Origin of the sequence: Enterobacter cloacae complex sp. P13B, assembly GCF_014895915.1 — a bacterium.
In the GTDB taxonomy this organism is placed as follows: domain Bacteria; phylum Pseudomonadota; class Gammaproteobacteria; order Enterobacterales; family Enterobacteriaceae; genus Enterobacter; species Enterobacter bugandensis.
On sequence record NZ_JADBQN010000010.1, the window covers coordinates 160428 to 179123 of the forward strand.

The 18696-nt window shown below is 59.4% G+C and carries 19 protein-coding genes and 1 other annotated feature (1 of these 20 cut by a window edge); of the genes, 9 read left to right on the plus strand and 10 right to left on the minus strand.

The genetic code is table 11. The features are described 5' to 3' along the window. Positions 1 to 7 precede the first annotated feature (7 nt). From chuS to IM273_RS06170, 4 genes are read left to right on the plus strand one after another with little or no spacing between them, the layout of a single operon-like run. On the plus strand, positions 8 to 1036 hold the full coding sequence (chuS, locus tag IM273_RS06155) for a hematinate-forming heme oxygenase ChuS (RefSeq protein ID WP_192970942.1): 1029 nt from the start codon (positions 8 to 10) through the stop codon (positions 1034 to 1036). Beyond that, positions 1033 to 1854 carry a hemin ABC transporter substrate-binding protein gene (locus tag IM273_RS06160; RefSeq protein ID WP_028012830.1) on the plus strand — a complete coding sequence of 274 codons (822 nt, stop codon included), beginning with the start codon at positions 1033 to 1035 and terminating at the stop codon, positions 1852 to 1854. Before chuS ends, IM273_RS06160 begins: the two co-directional genes overlap by 4 nt. Then, complete coding sequence (locus IM273_RS06165) at positions 1854 to 2846, plus strand: iron ABC transporter permease (RefSeq protein WP_155026178.1); 993 nt, start codon at positions 1854 to 1856, stop codon at positions 2844 to 2846. The genes IM273_RS06160 and IM273_RS06165 overlap by 1 nt, the downstream gene beginning before the upstream one ends. Then, a complete protein-coding gene (locus IM273_RS06170; RefSeq protein ID WP_041910427.1) occupies positions 2839 to 3618 on the plus strand; it encodes a heme ABC transporter ATP-binding protein in 780 nt (259 codons plus the stop codon). The genes IM273_RS06165 and IM273_RS06170 overlap by 8 nt, the downstream gene beginning before the upstream one ends. Here the strand turns inward: IM273_RS06170 and IM273_RS06175 are convergent. After that, the gene (locus IM273_RS06175) at positions 3585 to 4508 is read right to left on the minus strand and encodes a LysR family transcriptional regulator (RefSeq protein WP_059356921.1); all 924 of its coding nucleotides are present in this window, start codon (positions 4506 to 4508) and stop codon (positions 3585 to 3587) included. The two genes, IM273_RS06170 and IM273_RS06175, sit on opposite strands and share 34 nt — an antisense overlap. 140 nt (positions 4509 to 4648) lie before the next feature. Between IM273_RS06175 and IM273_RS06180 the strand changes: the two genes are divergently transcribed. The 5 genes from IM273_RS06180 to IM273_RS06200 are packed head-to-tail and all read left to right on the plus strand — an operon-like array spanning position 4649 to position 9423. Then, on the plus strand, positions 4649 to 5356 hold the full coding sequence (locus IM273_RS06180; protein ID WP_193050200.1) for a CoA transferase subunit A: 708 nt from the start codon (positions 4649 to 4651) through the stop codon (positions 5354 to 5356). A gap of 2 nt (positions 5357 to 5358) precedes the next feature. Beyond that, entirely contained in the window at positions 5359 to 6015 is a 657-nt protein-coding gene (locus IM273_RS06185) for a CoA transferase subunit B (protein WP_041910432.1), read from the plus strand. A 9-nt stretch (positions 6016 to 6024) separates the two neighbouring features. Further along, positions 6025 to 7206, plus strand: coding sequence for an acetyl-CoA C-acetyltransferase (locus IM273_RS06190; protein WP_193050202.1), 1182 nt, complete (start codon positions 6025 to 6027; stop codon positions 7204 to 7206). Between the two features lie 41 nt (positions 7207 to 7247). Further along, on the plus strand, positions 7248 to 8642 hold the full coding sequence (locus IM273_RS06195) for a GntP family permease (RefSeq protein WP_275155287.1): 1395 nt from the start codon (positions 7248 to 7250) through the stop codon (positions 8640 to 8642). A 10-nt stretch (positions 8643 to 8652) separates the two neighbouring features. Beyond that, the gene (locus tag IM273_RS06200) at positions 8653 to 9423 is read left to right on the plus strand and encodes a 3-hydroxybutyrate dehydrogenase (RefSeq protein ID WP_028012823.1); all 771 of its coding nucleotides are present in this window, start codon (positions 8653 to 8655) and stop codon (positions 9421 to 9423) included. 43 nt (positions 9424 to 9466) lie between these two features. Here IM273_RS06200 and selO read toward each other — a convergent pair whose 3' ends face one another. The 9 genes from selO to pheS form a co-directional block, all read right to left on the minus strand. Continuing rightward, positions 9467 to 10909: a protein adenylyltransferase SelO gene (gene selO / locus IM273_RS06205; protein ID WP_193050206.1), complete on the minus strand. Its 1443-nt coding sequence runs from the start codon at positions 10907 to 10909 to the stop codon at positions 9467 to 9469. Between the two features lie 61 nt (positions 10910 to 10970). After that, positions 10971 to 11687, minus strand: coding sequence for an EAL domain-containing protein (locus IM273_RS06210; RefSeq protein ID WP_028012821.1), 717 nt, complete (start codon positions 11685 to 11687; stop codon positions 10971 to 10973). 291 nt (positions 11688 to 11978) lie between these two features. Beyond that, positions 11979 to 12443 (minus strand): C40 family peptidase, encoded by a 465-nt coding sequence (locus IM273_RS06215; protein WP_193050208.1) that lies wholly within the window; start codon positions 12441 to 12443, stop codon positions 11979 to 11981. 74 nt (positions 12444 to 12517) lie between these two features. After that, complete coding sequence (gene btuD, locus IM273_RS06220) at positions 12518 to 13273, minus strand: vitamin B12 ABC transporter ATP-binding protein BtuD (RefSeq protein ID WP_047368358.1); 756 nt, start codon at positions 13271 to 13273, stop codon at positions 12518 to 12520. Continuing rightward, on the minus strand, positions 13273 to 13824 hold the full coding sequence (locus IM273_RS06225; protein WP_126300195.1) for a glutathione peroxidase: 552 nt from the start codon (positions 13822 to 13824) through the stop codon (positions 13273 to 13275). Before IM273_RS06225 ends, btuD begins: the two co-directional genes overlap by 1 nt. A gap of 22 nt (positions 13825 to 13846) precedes the next feature. Next, the gene (gene btuC, locus IM273_RS06230) at positions 13847 to 14827 is read right to left on the minus strand and encodes a vitamin B12 ABC transporter permease BtuC (RefSeq protein WP_088205301.1); all 981 of its coding nucleotides are present in this window, start codon (positions 14825 to 14827) and stop codon (positions 13847 to 13849) included. Positions 14828 to 14929: 102 nt separating this feature from the next. Then, positions 14930 to 15229 carry an integration host factor subunit alpha gene (gene ihfA / locus IM273_RS06235; protein ID WP_003857805.1) on the minus strand — a complete coding sequence of 100 codons (300 nt, stop codon included), beginning with the start codon at positions 15227 to 15229 and terminating at the stop codon, positions 14930 to 14932. A 4-nt stretch (positions 15230 to 15233) separates the two neighbouring features. After that, complete coding sequence (pheT, locus tag IM273_RS06240; RefSeq protein WP_045630140.1) at positions 15234 to 17621, minus strand: phenylalanine--tRNA ligase subunit beta; 2388 nt, start codon at positions 17619 to 17621, stop codon at positions 15234 to 15236. Between the two features lie 15 nt (positions 17622 to 17636). Beyond that, a complete protein-coding gene (gene pheS, locus IM273_RS06245) occupies positions 17637 to 18620 on the minus strand; it encodes a phenylalanine--tRNA ligase subunit alpha (RefSeq protein WP_020884406.1) in 984 nt (327 codons plus the stop codon). A gap of 62 nt (positions 18621 to 18682) precedes the next feature. Next, positions 18683 to 18696 (minus strand) — a sequence feature (Phe leader region); it runs 111 nt beyond the window's last position.

Below are 18696 nucleotides of genomic sequence, written 5' to 3' on the forward strand. Positions count from 1 at the left end.
TAAGACAATGCATCACTACGCACGCTGGCTTGAGCTAAAAGAAGAAAATCCGGGTAAGTATGCGCGAGACATCGCAGGGTTAATGAACATCAGCGAAGCGGAGCTGACCTTTTCCCGCGTGGGCCATGACGCCTGGCGACTGCGCGGCGAAATCCGCGATATTCTGGGCGCGCTGGAAGCCGTGGGTGAAACCAAGTGCATCTGCCGCAACGAGTATGCCGTTCACGAGCAAGTGGGCAGCTTCACCAACCAGCACCTGAACGGCCACGCCGGGCTGGTGCTGAACCCGCGCGCGCTGGATCTGCGCCTGTTCCTCAACCAGTGGGCGAGCGCGTTTCACCTCAGCGAAACCACCGCCCGCGGCGAGCGACAGAGCATTCAGTTCTTCGATCGTCAGGGCGATGCGGTGCTGAAGGTCTACACCACGGACAACACCGACCTCGCCGCCTGGGGCGACGTGCTGACCCGCTTTATCTTTGCCGATAACCCGCCGCTTGAGCTGAGCGCTGGGGATGTCCCGGCTCACGCCGAAAACGCGGATACCGCTCTCGTGGACAAGGAGTGGCGCGCCATGACCGACGTGCATCAGTTCTTCAGCCTGCTCAAGCGCCACAATCTCAGCCGTCAGCAGGCGTTTCGCCTGGTGGGCGACGACCTGGCCTGTAAGGTGGAGAACAGCGCGCTGGCACAGCTGCTGGAAGCGGCACGCCGGGACGGCAACGAAATCATGGTCTTCGTCGGCAACCGCGGCTGCGTGCAGATCTTCACCGGCGCGGTGGAAAAAGTCGTGCCGATGAAAGGCTGGCTAAACGTCTTTAACCCTGCCTTTACCCTGCATCTGCTGGAGGAGACGATCGCAGAGAGCTGGGTGACGCGCAAACCCACGTCTGACGGCCACGTCACGAGCCTGGAGCTGTTTGCCGCCGACGGCACGCAAATCGCCCAGCTTTACGGCCAGCGTACCGAAGGTGAGCCGGAGCAGAGCCAGTGGCGCAGCCAGATTGACGCCCTGACGCCAAAAGGGCTGGCCGCATGAAAACGTGGTTAGCCCTGCTGAGCGCCCTGCCTCTGGTGGCGTTTGCCGCCGCGCAGGAGAAAATTGTCGCCCTTGGCGGCGACGTGACGGAGATTGTCTACGCGCTTGGCGCGCAGTCTTCGCTGGTCGCGCGCGACAGCACCAGCCAGTGGCCGCAGGCGGCAAACGATCTGCCTGACGTGGGATATTTACGCCAGCTTAACGCCGAAGGCATTTTGTCCATGCGCCCCACGCTGGTGCTGGCCAGCGACCAGGCGCAGCCGTCTCTGGCGTTGAAGCAGGTCGAACAAAGTCACGTCAGGGTAGTAACCGTTCCCGGCCGCAACGACCTGAGCGTCATTGACGAAAAGGTTCGGGTGATTGCCAACGCTACGCACCGTGAAGCCGAGGGGGAAGCCCTGCGCCACACGCTGCGTCAGGCGCTGGCGGCCCTGCCCTCCGCGCCCCTCAACAAGCGGGTGCTGTTTATCCTCAACCACGGGGGAATGACCGCAATGGCCGCCGGGCAGCAGACCGGCGCAGACGCTGCCATCCGTGCAGCCGGGCTGCAGAACGCGATGCAGGGATTCACCCGCTATCAGCCGCTGTCTCAGGAAGGGGTCATTGCCAGCCAGCCCGATCTGGTGGTGATTTCGCAGGACGGCGTGAACGCGCTGGGCGGCGAAGAAAACCTGTGGAAGCTGCCCGGTCTGGCGCAAACCCCGGCGGGACGGAACAGGCAGGTGCTGGCGATTGATGATATGGCGCTGCTGGGCTTCAGCGTGCGAACGCCGGATGCCATCCAGCAGCTGCGCGCCAAAGCGGAGCAACTGCCCTGATGTCCCGGCGGATCGCCTTGTCGTTGTGGATGCTGGCCGCGATCCTGAGCATCATGACGCTCACCGCGACCGGGTTTGGGGCACTGCACCTGCCGGTCAGCCTGCTGTGGAGCGGCAGCGATGAGGCCATGCGTCAGATCTGGCTTACCATTCGCCTGCCCCGCGTACTGCTGGCGCTGGTGATTGGCGGAGCGCTGGCGCTGGCCGGCTGTGTGATGCAGGGGCTTTTCCGCAACCCGCTGGCAGACCCGGGTCTGCTGGGGATCAGCAGCGGCGCGGCGCTGGCGGTGGCGCTGTGGGTGGTCATTCCCGCCGCGTTACCTGCCCTGCTGATGCTGTATGCCCCGATGCTCGCGGCGTTCCTCGGCGCGCTGGCCGCAACCGTCATTATCTTCCTGCTCAGCCAGCAGCGTCACGGCTCCCTGTCCCGCCTGCTGCTGGTGGGGATCGCCATCAACGCCCTGTGCGGCGCGGCCGTCGGGGTGCTCTCATGGCTCAGCAACGATGCCCAACTTCGCCAGCTTTCCCTCTGGGGAATGGGCAGCCTCGGGCAGGCGCAGTGGTCCACCCTGCTGGCGGTAACGTCGCTGATGGTGCCCGCAGTGCTGATTATCTGGCGGCTGGCCGCCCCGCTCAACCTGTTGCAGTTGGGCGATGAAGAGGCGCACTATCTCGGGGTGGATGTCGCGATAGTACAGCGGATCCTGCTGCTGTGCAGCGCCCTGCTGGTTGCCGCGGCGGTAGCCGTCAGCGGCGTGATCGGCTTTATTGGCCTTGTGGTGCCGCATCTGATGCGCATGTGGCTGGGGGCCGACCACCGGGCCGTCGTACCCGGCTCGGTGCTGGCCGGTGCGCTGCTGCTGCTGGTTGCCGACACGCTGGCGCGCACCCTGGTCTCTCCGGCGGAGATGCCCGTCGGGTTATTGACCAGCCTTCTCGGCGCGCCGTGGTTCCTGTGGCTTATCTTTCGTCGCGGAGGTACGCATGGCTGAACGCTATTGTGCAGAGAAGATTTTCTTTCACGCCGGGCAGCGGACGCTGATCGACGATGTGTCGCTTACCCTCTCTCAGGGTGAGCTGGTCGCCCTGATTGGCCCCAACGGTGCCGGGAAATCGACGTTATTGCGGCTGCTTACCGGCTATCTCAAGCCCGCAAGCGGACGCTGCACTCTGGCCGGAACGCCGCTTGCGGACTGGCCGCCGGATACCCTCGCGCGCTACCGGGCGGTGATGCGCCAGAATACTCAGCCCGGATTCGACTGGCCGGTGGACGCGGTGGTCGGTATGGGACGCGCGCCCTGGACTCGCTCCCCTGAAGCGTCGGTAGTTGAGGAAGTGATGGCGATAACGGGCTGTCTACCGCTGGCGGGCAGACGCTATTCGACGCTCTCCGGCGGCGAGCAGCAGCGGATCCAACTCGCCCGCGCGCTGGCCCAGCTCTGGTGCGACGGAGCCCCGCGCGGCTGGCTGTTTCTTGATGAGCCCACCTCCGCGCTGGATCTCTACCACCAGCAGCATCTGCTGCGCCTGATGAGATCCCTGACCCGTCGGGGTCATCTCCACGTGTGCGTGGTGCTGCACGATCTCAATCTGGCGGCGCTGTGGGCGGATCGCATTCTGCTGTTGCACAACGGCAGGCTGGTCTCCAGTGGCACACCGGAGGACGTGCTGCAGGCCGGGACGCTGGCGCGCTGGTACGGCGCGCAGGTGCGCGTCGGCAGCCATCCGGATCACCCCGTACCGCAGGTATTTCTCGCCCCGTGAGCGGGCTGGTAAAAATCCTTCAGCGTTTCCAGCAGGGCATGCGCCGCTTTAGAGAGCTGCGTGTGCCCCGGATGGATTGCTCCGATGCACTTTTCAATGGGCGGGTTATCGAGCGGTATACAGACCGCGCCCAGCGCCGTCATCTGCGCTTCGCAGAGCGCCGGTACGGCACTGCCGCCCAGCCCGCTGGCGACCATGCGACCTACCGTCACCAGCTGATGACTCTCCAGCGCCACGTCCAGCTTTCTGCCGCTTCGGGCCAGCTCCTCCTCCATCATCAGACGTACCGCCGACGGGCGCTGCAGGGTAATAAAATCCAGCGTCAGTAGCTCTTCCCAGGCCAGCCGCTTTTTGTCCGCCAGCGCGGAGTCCTTCGGCACAATGGCGACAAACCTGTCGAGCCCCAGCGGCGTAAACAGCAGGTTGTGCGTGGGGGCCGGCTCAAAGGCGATCCCCATCTCAACCCGCCCTTCCCGCACCATCTCAATCACCTGCTCGTTAATGACGTCATGCACGGTGACGTTGATCCCGGCGTGGCGATCGCGAAACGCTTTGAGCACCTCCGGTAAAACGTTGGCGGCAAATGACGGCATCGCCGCGACCGAGATTTTGCCGCGCTGCAGGGTAAAGCACTGGTGCATCGCCTCCTCCACATTATCCCAGTCGGCAAGGAGTTGCCGCGCCATCGGCAGAAACGTCTCCCCTTCCTGCGTGAGGGCAACCTTGCGCGTGCTCCGCTGCAGCAGCGGGCCGCCGAGCGCGTCTTCCAGACTTTTAATCGTCAGGCTCAGGGCCGGCTGGGAGAGATTTAAGCGTTCGCTGGCGTGCGCGAAATTGAGAGTGTGAGCTACCGCTAAAAACGCGCGTAACTGTTTGACACTCATTCTCATTTTTCATCCTGTTAACTAATTGAAAAGAATTAGTTAACAGGAAATTAATAAGAAAACCAAATGAGTGGGTCACAAATTCAAAATTAACAAATGAGTCGCCACCCCTAATGATACCGGCACGGTTAACGGGAGGGATGACTATGGCAGGACTGGATAAGCGCGTCGGCAGCTATGCGCAGGCGCTGGACGGGCTGACGGACGGAATGACCTTGCTGGCGGGCGGCTTCGGCCTGTGCGGCATTCCGGAGAACCTGATTGCGGAGGTCCGGCGCCGTCAGGTGAGAGATTTGACCGTGGTGTCAAACAACTGCGGCGTGGATGGATTCGGCCTGGGGATACTGCTCGAAACGCGGCAGGTTCGCAAAGTGGTGGCCTCTTACGTCGGCGAGAACGCGCTGTTTGAGCAGCAGGTGCTGAGCGGCGAGCTGGAAATTGAGCTTACGCCGCAGGGCACGCTGGCGGAAAAGGTGCGCGCGGGCGGGGCCGGTATTCCGGCGTTTTATACGGCCACCGGCTACGGCACGCCCGTGGCGACCGGCAAGGACGTGCGCCAGTTCGCAGGGAAGCACTACATCCTCGAGGAGGCGATCGTCGGCGATTTCGCGCTGATCAAGGGGTGGAAAGCGGACTGGTACGGCAACGTTATCTATCGCCATACCGCGCAAAACTTTAATCCGCTGATGGCAACGGCGGGCCGGATCACGGTGGTGGAGGTGGAAGAGATTGTTCTGCCGGGTGAACTGTCCCCGTCGGCCATTCACACCCCGGGAATTTACGTCGACAGGCTGATTGTCGGCCAGTTTGAAAAACGCATTGAGCAGCGCACCCTGCGCGCGCAAGGAGTGTGACGATGTTAACCCGTGAACAGATGGCCATGCGCGTCGCCCGCGAGCTGCGTGACGGTTATTACGTCAACCTGGGGATCGGCATCCCTACCCTGGTGGCGAACTACATTCCGGACGGGATGGACGTGATGCTGCAGTCGGAAAACGGCCTGCTGGGGATGGGGGCTTTTCCCGACGAGCAGACCCTTGATCCTGACATGATCAACGCCGGTAAACAGACCGTGACCGCGCGGACCGGCGCGGCCATTTTCGACTCGGCCCAGTCGTTTGCCATGATCCGCGGCGGCCACGTGGACCTGACCGTGCTGGGCGCATTTGAAGTGGACGTGGAGGGCAACATCGCCTCGTGGATGATCCCCGGAAAGATGGTGAAGGGCATGGGCGGCGCGATGGATCTCGTTGCCGGGGCGCAGAACATCATCGTGGTGATGACCCACGCCTCAAAGAGCGGTGAGTCGAAGCTGCTGCCGCGCTGCACGCTGCCGCTCACGGGCGCGGGCTGTATCCGTCGGGTCCTGACCGATCTCGCGCTGCTGGAAATTCAGGACGGCGCGTTCATCCTGCGGGAATACGCCCCGGGCGTCAGTATTGACGAGATCGTGCGTAAAACGGCAGGGAAAATCATTGTGGCGGACGACGTGCGCGAGATGCGCTTCACCTGAGGGGTCAGCATGAAAAAGGTCATGATTGTCGGGGCAACGCGAACCCCCATTGGCAGTTTTCGCGGATCGCTCTCGTCCCTTTCTGCGGTTGAGCTTGGGGCCGTCACGGTACGGCACCTGCTGGAGAACCGTGGTCTCAGCGCCGAACAGGTAGACGAACTGATTTTCGGCCAGGTTCTGACGGCCGGATGCGGGCAAAACCCCGCCCGCCAGACGGCCATCGGCGCCGGGTTGCCCGTCAGCACGCCGGCGACCACCGTCAACCTGGTGTGCGGTGCGGGCTTAAAAGCGGTCCAGCTCGCCGCCCAGGCGATCCGCTGCGGCGACGCGGAGGTGGTTATCGCCGGCGGTCAGGAGAGCATGAGCAACGCCCCGTATCTGCTGGACGGCGCGCGTGCCGGGCTACGTTTCGGGCATGCGGGCCTCACGGACAGCATGATTACCGACGGCCTGTGGGATGCATTCAACGATTACCACATGGGGATCACCGCTGAAAACGTCGCCCGCGAGTATGACATTTCCCGCGAGCAGCAGGACGCCTTCGCCGCCCGCTCGCAGCAAAAAGCGGCGTCCGCCATTGAGTCCGGCCGGCTTGACGCCGAGATAGCGCCGGTGACGGTGAAACAGGGTAAAAAGCCGCCGCTGGTTATTGATCGTGACGAACAGCCCCGACCAGGCACTACTGCAGAGCAGCTTGCGCAGTTGCGTCCCGCCTTTTTGCACGAGGAAGGCACCGTCACGGCGGGGAATGCCTCCACGCTCAACGACGGTGCCGCCGCGGTGCTGCTGATGAGCGAGGAAAAGGCGCGGGAGAGCGGATTACCTGTCCTTGGCCGCATCGTGAGTTACGCCGTGACGGGCGTTGACCCGTCAGTAATGGGCATGGGCCCGGTCAGCGCCTGCCGGACGGCGCTGGCGCGGGCGGGCTGGACGCTCGACGAGGTGGACCTCATTGAAGCCAATGAAGCCTTTGCCGCCCAGGCGCTGGCGGTGGGCCAGCAGCTCGGCTGGGATGAGCGCAAGGTCAACGTTAACGGCGGTGCCATCGCCCTGGGCCATCCGATTGGTGCTTCCGGCTGCCGAATCCTCGTGACCCTGCTGTACGAAATGCAGCGCCGTGACGTTAAAAAAGGGCTCGTCACCCTGTGCGTAGGCGGCGGACAAGGCATTGCCCTGACCGTCGAGCGTTAAACCTCTCGTTGGTACCCGAATAATAAGTAAAGTGAGGAGTCATAATGAGTGTGTTAATAGCCCTGGCGGCGCTGGCACTGCTGATGCTGGCGGCCTACCGCGGATACAGCGTTATTTTGTTTGCGCCGATCGCGGCGCTCGGTGCCGTGCTGTTGACCGATCCGGGTGCCGTCGGCCCGACGTTTACCGGCCTGTTTATGGAAAAGATGGTGGGCTTCGTCAAGCTCTACTTCCCGGTGTTCCTGCTGGGTGCGGTGTTTGGCAAGCTGATTGAGCTTTCCGGTTTTTCACGCTCCATCGTCGCTGCTGCAATCCAGATCCTCGGGCGTCGACACGCCATCCCGGTGATTGTCCTGGTATGCGCGCTGTTAACCTACGGCGGCGTTTCGCTGTTCGTGGTGGCGTTTGCGGTGTACCCGTTTGCCGCCGAGCTGTTTCGCCAGAGCGGTATCCCTAAACGGCTGATCCCGGTCACCGTGGCGCTGGGGGCATTCTCGTTTACCATGGACGCCCTGCCCGGCACGCCGCAGATCCAGAATATCATCCCCACAAGCTTCTTCGGCACAAACGCCTGGGCGGCCCCGTGGCTGGGGCTTATCGGCTCTCTGTTTATTATCGTCTTTGGCCTGCTCTGGCTGGAGCGCCAGCGTCGGAAGGCGCTCAATAATAATGAAGGTTACGGCACGGATCTGAAAAATGAACCCGAGACGCCGGATAACATTAATCTCCCGCATCCGCTGATTGCTATCTCCCCGCTGCTGGTGGTGGGCATACTGAACCTGCTGTTTACCCGCTGGATCCCCGGCTGGTACGGCGTGAGTCACGAGCTTACCCTGCCCGGCCTGGCGAAACCGATTGTGACCGAGGTGGGCAAGATCACCGCCATCTGGGCCGTGGAGGCGGCGCTGATCGCCGGTATCGTGCTGGTGCTGATTTTTGGCTTTCGCAATATCCGGGGGCGTCTGGCTGAAGGCAGCCGAACGGCGGTGAGCGGAGCCATTCTGGCGGCGATGAATACCGCCTCGGAATACGGTTTCGGCGCGGTTATCGCGGCGCTGCCTGGGTTCCTGGTGTTATCCAAAGCGCTGGCGGCCATTCCGAATCCGCTGCTAAATGAGGCCATCAGCGTGACCGTGCTCGCGGGGATCACCGGTTCGGCGTCCGGCGGGATGAGTATTGCCCTTGCCGCCATGTCCGACTCGTTTGTCGCCGCCGCCCATGCGGCCAATATTCCGCTTGAGGTGCTGCACCGCGTGGCCTCGATGGCGAGCGGCGGGATGGATACCCTTCCCCATAACGGCGCGGTGATTACCCTGCTGGCAATCACCGGCCTGAGCCATCGCCAGGCCTACGGCGGCATTTTCGCTATCACCATCATTAAAAGTCTGGCAGTACTTTTTGTCATTGCCGTGTTCTATCTGACCGGCATTGTGTAAGGAGAGAAAAATGAATCTGAACGGTAAAACCGCCCTGGTCACCGGCTCAACCAGCGGCATTGGTCTGGGGATCGCCCGCGTGCTGGCGAAGGCAGGCGCGCAGCTGATCCTCAACGGCTTCGGCGACAGCGCATCGGCACGGGAAGAGATTGCGCAACTGGGCAAAAAGCCGGGCTATCACGATGCGGATCTGCGGGACGTATTGCAGATTGAGGCCATGATGCGCTACGCCGAATCGCAGTTTGGCGGCGTGGACATTCTTGTGAACAACGCCGGGATCCAGCACGTGGCCCCGGTTGACGCCTTCCCGGTGGAGAAATGGAACGACATTATCGCCATTAATCTTTCCGCGGTGTTTCACACCAGCCGGCTGGCGCTGCCGGCCATGCGGGATAAAAACTGGGGGCGCGTCATCAATATCGCCTCCGTTCACGGGCTGGTCGCCTCGAAAGAGAAATCGGCCTACGTTGCGGCCAAGCACGGCGTGGTGGGCTTTACCAAATCCCTGGCGCTGGAAACCGCCCGCACGGGTATTACCGCCAATACTATCTGCCCCGGCTGGGTACTGACCCCGCTGGTGCAGCAGCAAATCGACAAACGTATCGCGGACGGCGTACCGCCGGAGCAGGCTCGCGAACAGCTTCTGGCGGAGAAACAGCCTTCAGGGGAGTTTGTTACCCCGGAACAGCTGGGCGAGCTGGCGCTATTTTTGTGCAGCGACGGCGCCGTGAACGTTCGCGGCGCTGCGTGGAATATGGATGGCGGCTGGGTTGCTCAGTGATGAACAGGCCGGGTAAGGCAACGTCGCCGCCCGGCTAAAATCGCTAGCTTGAGCAGCTGACCTCCAGCCGCTTGCCCCAGTCGGGCGGGCGGCTGACGTAGTCATCATCCCGGTCGGCAAACGGCGTGCGCAACGCCAGGTGCAGACGGTGTAGCTCGTCGTACTCCCCCTGCTCTGCCTGCTCAATCGCCCGCTGCGCCAGCCAGTTGCGTAATACCATCGCGGGATTCGCTGCGTTCATCTGCGCCTGACGGGTAGCGTCGTCTACCTGCTCCTGCTGCAGCCGCGTGCGGTACTGTGCAAACCAGTCGTCAAACGCCTGACGGTCAATAAACTCGTCGCGCAGCGGCGAGGCGGCGCTGTGCTGCTCCGTCTGGCCCAGCATTCGGAAGGTGCGGGTGTAATCGCTCCCTTCACGCGCCATCAGGGCAAACAGGCCGTTGAGGATGTCGTTGTCGCCCTTCTCCTGGGTCATCAGCCCCAGCTTGTTACGCATCAGCGTGCCGTATTCCCGCAGTAAAAGGTCCTGATAGCTGTCGAGCGCATCGTTCAGGGCATCAACGTCAATAAACGGCGATAAGGTTTGTGCGAGCCGCTGGAGGTTCCACAGCCCAACCGCCGGCTGATTGTCAAAGCTGTAACGCCCCTGATAGTCAGAATGGTTGCAGATATACCCCGGCTGATAATCGTCCAGGAAACCAAACGGACCGTAATCAAAGGTCAGGCCGAGAATCGACATATTGTCCGTATTCATGACCCCGTGAGCAAAGCCTACCGTTTGCCAGCGCGCAATCATCGTGGCGGTACGGGCAACCACGTCCCGGAACCAGAGAACGTATTTATCCGCCTCATCCTGCAGATGCGCCCAGTGGTGGCGAATGGCGAAGTCCGCGAGCTGGCGAACCTTGTCCGGCTCGCGGCGATAGTAAAAGTGCTCAAAATGACCAAAGCGGAGATGGCTTTGCGCTATGCGCATCAGCATCGCCCCCTTTTCCACCGTTTCGCGCGTCACCGGCGTGTCGCTGGTGACGATCGACAGCGCGCGGGTGGTGGGAATACCCAGCGCATGCATCGCTTCGGATGCCAGACTTTCGCGTATCGTTGACCGCAATACCGCGCGCCCGTCACCCATTCGTGAGTAAGGGGTAAGACCTGCGCCTTTCAGATGCCAGTCAACCGTCCCCCCATTGGGAAGCCGTTGTTCGCCGAGCAGGATCCCTCTGCCGTCACCCAGCTGTCCCGCCCAGACGCCAAACTGGTGTCCGCTATAGACCTGAGCCAGAGGCTGCATACCGGGGAGAAGCGTCTCGCCTCCCCAGACGCCAGCACTGTCTGAACGCTGAAACAGATCGGGCGGAATGGCCAGCTCATCGGCCAGCCGATCGTTATGCCAGATAAGACGTGAATTATGTAACGGTGTTGGTTTGAGTGCGGTGTAAAAGCCAGGCAACTCGTCATGCCAGTGAGCAGTAAAAGACAGGGTCATAAGTCCTCCTGCCTTTAGTGTAGAGGGTTTACCCGGACTTAAACACGGGCGAAAGGCAGGGTTATCGCTGCTGAACGAGCGTCGTGACGTGCTCCGCCGAGACGGCTGGCCAGAGCGCACCCTGCATGGCACCAAAATTGAAGGACAGAACGCGCTGCAGCAAACCGTGGTCGTCAATGCCGGAGACGATCACCGACTGGCAGTGCGGCGTTATTTGCCATAGGATCGCGCGCATAAAAGGCTCGAAAGAAAGCTCAGAAGCACGCTGCTGGATGAATCCTTTATCAAGAATAACCCGTTTAAATAATCCATCATAGACGGCCTTGAGCGATGCAGCACCGGCTCCAAAGTTTGCCAGCACCAGCGGAAAATGGATCGCCATTCTTGCCAGCTGCAGATCGTCCTTTCCGTTATTTAAACCTGGATAGTTCTCATTAACAGTAAACTCAAGAAACGGATAACGCTCAAGAATTGAAACAGCATTCCCATTACTTAATAAAAACTCAACAATTGCTGGTGTAATATTGATCCATGCAATTAACTGATGCTGAATAAAAAACAGTTTACAGGTATCAAGCAATTGCAGTTTTTCGTTAAACAGCGCTAACTCCTCTGCCGCTGAAAGCCGAGGGATAACGAGCTCAGTGGGGATCCTCACATCGGTGCCGACGCCAGTAAAGTTAACCAGTATTTCTAAACCTTTTAGCTCGCCTGCGCTATTACGGGCAGGCAGAAGCATCAGTTCAGACTGGTAAGCATTATCTAGCGTAATAATCATTGCACTCGCCCCGCATTAAAGATGAGAGAGGACATCCTGGAGCAATTGCTGACACAATTCCACTGTCTTGATTTTAATAAGTTTAATTTCATTAGTTCCGTATTAATTTTCAGATTTATCCCTGAATCTAAAATAATCTTATCCTGGTTACTGAATAATAGCCAGTTTTAGATAAAACAGACACATAGGGATGTTGCTAATTTAGGTAAATTTAACTTTAATCAGCTTATTTGAGAAAAACGGCATGGTTTAATAGTTACCATGCCGACATAAGAAACGTGTTCGGGCAGTCTAAATACGTCGCGCCTGCCAGAAATTTTTACGCCAGTACACGTTATCGAGAGAAGAGCGCATCACGCCGCGGCTGGTAGAGGCATGAATAAACTGATTGTCTGTATCATATATCCCAACATGCAGGCCGCTTTCTCCCGATCCGGTTTTGAAAAAGACCAGATCACCGGGAAGGAGATCGTCTTTATCAATTTCAGTGCCTATTTCCGCCTGCTTGCGCGTGTCTCGCGGAAGCTGTAAATCAAACTTGTCACGAAACGTCATCAGGACAAAGCCTGAGCAGTCCACCCCACCGCGGCTCATGCCGCCGTAGCGATAAGGCGTGCCGCGCCAGTTGCTCAACTGATCGTTAAGGCTGGCAATAACGGTGATAGAATCCGATAGCCGCGGATTAGGCGGCGGTGCACGATGGCTGCTGCATCCCACAAGAAAGAGTGCCGCCACGAAGAGAAACCAGAATCGCATTTTCAGACGAATCCTCTGCTTTTATTGTTCTTTTGGTAATTTAGCGTGCAATTGTGTTCACAGGCAAGAAACGGTTACTCCTGCCCGGTAGAAATCAGCATCTTATGTCCCTCTATATCCAGCCTGCGGAACGACATGTTGTAGGCGCGGGCAAGATTTGGCGGCGTAAGGACCCGATCCCGCGTACCGCTGGCGATCATCCTGCCGCGCGACAGGAGCCACACGCGATGGGCGTGACGTAACGTATGGTTAAGATCGTGGCTGCTCATCACTACGGCGATACCTTTCCTGCTCAGAGCGCTTAGCAGGCTATCCAGCGCCGCCTGCTGGGCAACATCCAGACCGCTCATCGGTTCATCCAGCAGCAGCATCCTCCCGTGAGGATTGCCCGCGGGATGGATCTGCAGAATGACCGCCGCCAGACGCACCCGCTGCCACTCCCCCCCGGAAAGCTGGCTGGCATGCCGGGACAGTTTATCTTCCAGCCCTAACGCCGCAGCCACTTCCTCCAGCAGTGCCGTATGCTGTTTGTCGTGCAGATGCAGCATCAGATAATGCCAGACCGGCATCGCAAAAGGCGGTACCTGCTGCTGCACCAGGTAGCTGCGCCGGTGGGCCAGCGAGGCGGGTGACCAGTCGACCAAAGCATGTTCCAGCAGCGTAATCTGCCCTGGCCCGGTGGTCAGCCCCGCCATCCGCGCCAGCAGCGTGCTTTTACCCGCGCCGTTTGGCCCGACGAGATGCAGGATTTCACCCGAATTGATGTCGCAGGTTACCGGCTCCAGACGCCCCTTCTCGGCGACGTCCGTGAGCTGCATCAGCAGCGACATTATTTCGCCAGCGCCAGCTTAATAGATTCCATGACGATCGGGTCCTCAGGCGTCATATCCGGCGAAAAACGCTGAATGACCTGGCCGTCACGACCAATCAGGAATTTTTCGAAGTTCCACAGAATATCGTCCGGATAGAGCGGCGCGCGGCCTTTGCTGGCCATGCGCTCGTAAAAACCGCTCTCTTCCGGCGCAACGGCCTTCGGCGCGGCGGCAATCAGCTTCGCATACAGCGGATGGCGGTCTTCACCGTTGACGTCAATTTTGCTGAACATCGGGAACGTCACGCCATAAGTGGTGCTGCAGAAGGTTTTGATCTCTTCTTCGCTGCCCGGCTCCTGGCCCAGGAACTGGTTGCACGGGAAGCCCAGCACGGTAAAACCGTCTTTCTCCCAGGCCTTCTGAATATTCTCCAGCTGCTCGTACTGCGGCGTCAGGCCGCATTTCGATGCCACGTTGACGATGAGCAACACCTTGCCTTTGTAGCTTTCCAGCGTGGTGTTATCCCCATCAATGGTGGTCACTTCGGTATTCAGGATATCTGACTGCATAGCATTTCCTCAGGTTGTCGATTTAACGTCCAGCTTTTAATAGTAGCCAGATAAAGACTGGCGCGCCCAGCGTTGCGGTCACCACGCCAACAGGCAATTCTGCGGCCGTCAGGGCGAGACGGGCGATGATGTCGGCCACCAGCAGCGTGGCTGCCCCGGCAACCGCCGAGGCCGGAAGCAAGGTTCGATGATCCGTGAAGCCGCAAAGACGCAGCATGTGCGGAATAACCAGCCCGATAAAGCCAATCGCCCCCGCCAGGGCCACGCTCACGCCTACCAGCCAGCCAATGGCAATGACCAGTACGTTACGCCAGAAACCAATCGGCATGCCCAGCTGGCGGGCAGAGATTTCCCCCAGCGCGAGCCGATTCAGCGGCTGGGCCTGCAGCGCAGCCCACGCGATGACCGGCACCAGCAGCGCCATTAGCCAGCCCTGGTGCCAGTCGACGCCGCCAAAGCCGCCCATCATCCAGTACATGAGCTGACGCAGGTCAAAGGAGGTCGAGAAGTAGACCGCCCAGGTCATCAGCGCGCTACAGATGATCCCCAGCGCGACGCCGGCAAGCAGCAGCCGGCTGGTCGACAGGTGACGTCTGGCGAAGCGAAGAAGAATGACTGTGATCAGCAGTGCGCCAAGAATGGCGCTCAGGCTAATGCTCCAGCCGGAGAGTCCTCCCCCGCCCAGCATCACCGCCGCAATCAGCCCGACGCCTGCCCCGTTCGACACCCCCAGCAGGCCGGGCTCCGCCAGCGGGTTTTCGAACAGCGCCTGCATAATAGTGCCAGACAGCGCCAGCGCGGCGCCGACCAGGATCACCGCGACGGTGCGCGGCAGGCGAATTTGCCAGACGAAGAGCTGACCGTCAGGCCCCAGCCAGCTTTCAGGCCCGATCCAGCTGTCGCCTGCGCAGAGGCTAATACCCGCGGCAAGAATAAGCAGCAGCACCAGCAGAAGCAGGCGACGCCGATCGGAACGGTGCTGGCGATGAGCATAATCAAGCATGTGTACGGTTTGTTAGCGAGTGATGTAATTGATTTTACGGCGTGTTTGCCGGAGAGCGCAAAGAAAAAAGGCCGCGTGGGCGGCCTTTTTGGTTAGTTCATATTACTCTGCTTTAGGCGTTGCGTTTTCGACGCGGCTCTTTAACTTCTGGCCGGGTCTGAAGGTCACCACGCGGCGGGCTGTAATGGGAATATCTTCCCCCGTCTTCGGGTTACGGCCCGGACGTTGGTTTTTGTCTCGCAAATCAAAATTGCCAAAACCGGAGAGTTTTACCTGCTCACCATTTTCCAGAGCACGACGGATCTCTTCGAAAAACAGCTCTACCAGCTCTTTGGCATCCCGTTTGCTAAGCCCAAGCTTATCAAACAGATATTCTGACATTTCAGCTTTTGTAAGCGCCATAGGTTCAATCCCTCAATGATGCCTGGAATCGCTCTTTTAATGCCTCTACACATTTGGCGACGGTAGCGGCAATCTCCTCTTCTTCGAGTGTACGGCTGGTATCCTGAAGGATAAGGCTGATAGCGAGGCTCTTGAAACCTTCTGCTACGCCCTTGCCGCGGTACACGTCAAATAAGTTTACGCCAACTACCTGATTTACGCCAACTTTCTTACATTCGGCCAAAATATCTGCTGCGGGCACGTTTTCAGCGACCACAACCGCGATATCACGGCGGTTCGCCGGGAAGCGGGAGACATCCTGCGCCTGAGGAATGACGCGGTCTGCAACCGGGCTCCACTCCAGCTCGAACACGATGGTACGGCCGTTCAGGTCCAGCTTACGCTCCAGTTCTGGGTGGACAACGCCAATGAAACCAACGCGTTTGCCGTCTAAATAAATCGCCGCGCTCTGGCCCGGATGGAGCGCAGGAATCGCTTCCGCGCGGAATTCAATTTCAGATAATTTACCGGTCAGATCCAGAATCGCTTCCAGATCGCCCTTCATATCGTAGAAATCAACCGTGCCTTTTGCCAGGTCCCAGTGCTCTTCGTAGCGGTTACCGCTGATGGCACCAGCCAGCATGAGATCCTGACGGATGCCTAAATTTGCCTGATTATCCGGCACAAAGCGCAAACCGCTTTCGAAAATGCGCACGCGGTTTTGCTGGCGGTTCTGGTTGTAAACGATAGTCCCCAGCAGGCCCGTCCACAGGGACAGACGCATCGCGGACATTTCGCTGGAGATTGGGCTTGGCAGGATCAGCGCTTCCTGACCCGGGTGGATCAGCTGCTGCAGCTTAGGATCAACGAAGCTGTAGGTGATCACTTCCTGGTAGCCTTTGTCGTTCAGCATGGTTTTCACACGCTTCAGGGACAGGTCGGCTTCACGGTGGGTGCCCATCACCAGACCCGCCTGCACAGGCTCGTCAGGGATGTTGTTGTAGCCGTAAACACGGGCCACTTCTTCCACCAGATCTTCTTCAATTTCCATGTCGAAACGCCAGGATGGCGCAACGGCCTTCCACTCGTCCTGACCTTCGGTCACTTCGCAGCCCAGGCGCGTCAGGATGTCGGTCACCTGCGCGTCGGCAACGTGGTGACCAATCAGGCGATCCAGCTTGCTGCGGCGCAGGGTAATGGTCGCACGCTTCGGCAGGGTCGCTTCGTTGGTGACGTCAATAACCGGGCCCGCTTCGCCGCCGCAGATGTCGATCAGCAGGCGGGTTGCACGCTCCATCGCTTTGTACTGCAGCGCCGGGTCAACGCCGCGCTCGTAGCGGTGAGACGCGTCGGTGTGCAGGCCGTGACGGCGCGCGCGGCCGGTGATGGAGAGCGGGCTGAAGAACGCACATTCCAGCAGGACGTTTTGCGTTTCGTCGTTGACGCCAGAGTGTTCGCCACCAAAGATACCGCCCATCGCCAGCGCTTTGCTGTGGTCAGCAATCACCAGGGTGTCGGCGTTCAGTTTGGCTTCTGTGCCGTCCAGCAGCACCAGGGTTTCCCCCTCTTTCGCCATGCGCACAACGATGCCGCCGTCGATACGATCTTTATCGAACGCGTGCATCGGCTGGCCCAGCTCCAGCAGAACGTAGTTAGTGACGTCAACCACGGCGTCGATTGAGCGGATACCGCAGCGGCGCAGCTTCTCTTTCATCCAAAGCGGGGTTGGCGCTTTAACGTTAATGCCTTTTACCACGCGACCGAGGTAGCGCGGGCAGGCATCAGCAGCGTCAACCTGAATCGGCAGCACGTCACTGATGGTCGCTTCAACCGGCACAATCTCCGGCGCGTTGAGTTCGGTCTGGTTCAGTACGGCCACGTCGCGCGCCACGCCGATGATACCTAAGCAGTCGGCACGGTTTGGCGTGACGCTGATTTCGATAGTATTGTCATCAAGCTTCAGGTATTCACGGATATCGGTGCCCACTGGCGCATCCAGCGGCAGCTCGATGATGCCGTTGTGGTCGTCGGAAATACCCAGCTCGGAGAAGGAGCACAGCATGCCTTCAGACGGCTCACCGCGGAGCTTGGCCGCTTTGATTTTGAAATCACCCGGCAGTACGGCACCGACGGTCGCCACGGCCACCTTCAGGCCCTGACGGCAGTTTGGCGCACCGCAGACGATGTCCAGCAGACGGTCGCCGCCTACGTTCACTTTTGTCACGCGCAGTTTGTCCGCGTTAGGGTGCTGGCCGCACTCGACTACTTCACCCACCACGACGCCGTTGAAGGCACCGGAAACCGGCTCAACGCCGTCAACTTCCAGGCCCGCCATGGTGATCTGGTTGGAAAGCGCTTCGCTGTCCAGCGTGGTGTTAACCCACTCGCGTAACCACAGTTCACTGAATTTCATTGTTCTGTCCTGCCCTTATTTAAACTGTTTGAGGAAACGCAGATCGTTTTCGAAGAATGCACGTAAGTCGGTCACGCCGTAGCGCAGCATGGTCAGACGCTCCATGCCCATGCCGAAGGCAAAGCCGGAGTATACTTCCGGATCGATACCCACGTTGCGCAGCACGTTTGGATGCACCATGCCGCAGCCCAGCACTTCCAGCCATTTGCCGTTTTTACCCATCACGTCAACTTCCGCAGACGGTTCGGTGAACGGGAAGTAGGACGGACGGAAACGAACCTGCAAATCTTCCTCAAAGAAGTTGTTCAGGAAATCGTGCAGCGTGCCCTTCAGGTTGGTGAAGCTGATGTTTTTATCAACAATCAGACCTTCCATCTGGTGGAACATTGGGGTGTGGGTCTGATCGTAGTCGTTACGATACACGCGGCCCGGCGCGATGATGCGGATTGGCGGTTCCTGTTCCTTCATGGTACGGATCTGAACGCCAGAGGTCTGGGTACGCAGCAGACGCGTCGCGTCAAACCAGAAAGTGTCGTGGTCAGCGCGTGCCGGATGATGGCCAGGAATGTTCAGGGCGTCGAAGTTGTGGTAATCATCTTCGATTTCCGGGCCAGTCGCCACGGTAAAGCCGAGCTCACCGAAGAAACTTTCAATTCGATCGATAGTACGGGTAACCGGATGCAGACCACCGTTTTCAATACGGCGACCCGGCAGAGAAACGTCGATGGTTTCTGCCGCAAGACGCGCGTTTAGTACCGCGCTCTCCAGCTCGGCCTTACGCGCGTTCAGCGCCTGCTGAACCTGCTCTTTGGCTTCGTTAATCACCGCACCCGCTGCCGGGCGTTCTTCTGGCGGCAGTTCACGCAGGGTTGTCATTTGAAGGGTCAGGTGCCCTTTCTTCCCAAGATATTCGACGCGGACATTGTCTAACGCGGCAACATCTGAGGCCTGATTAATGGCGGCTGTTGCACTGGCAACCAGCTCTGCGAGATGTGACATGATTTTCCTCATTATGTCGGTGCAGACACCGATTTGGTGGAGTTATTCTCTCAAATTCAGGCACAAAAAAAGCCTC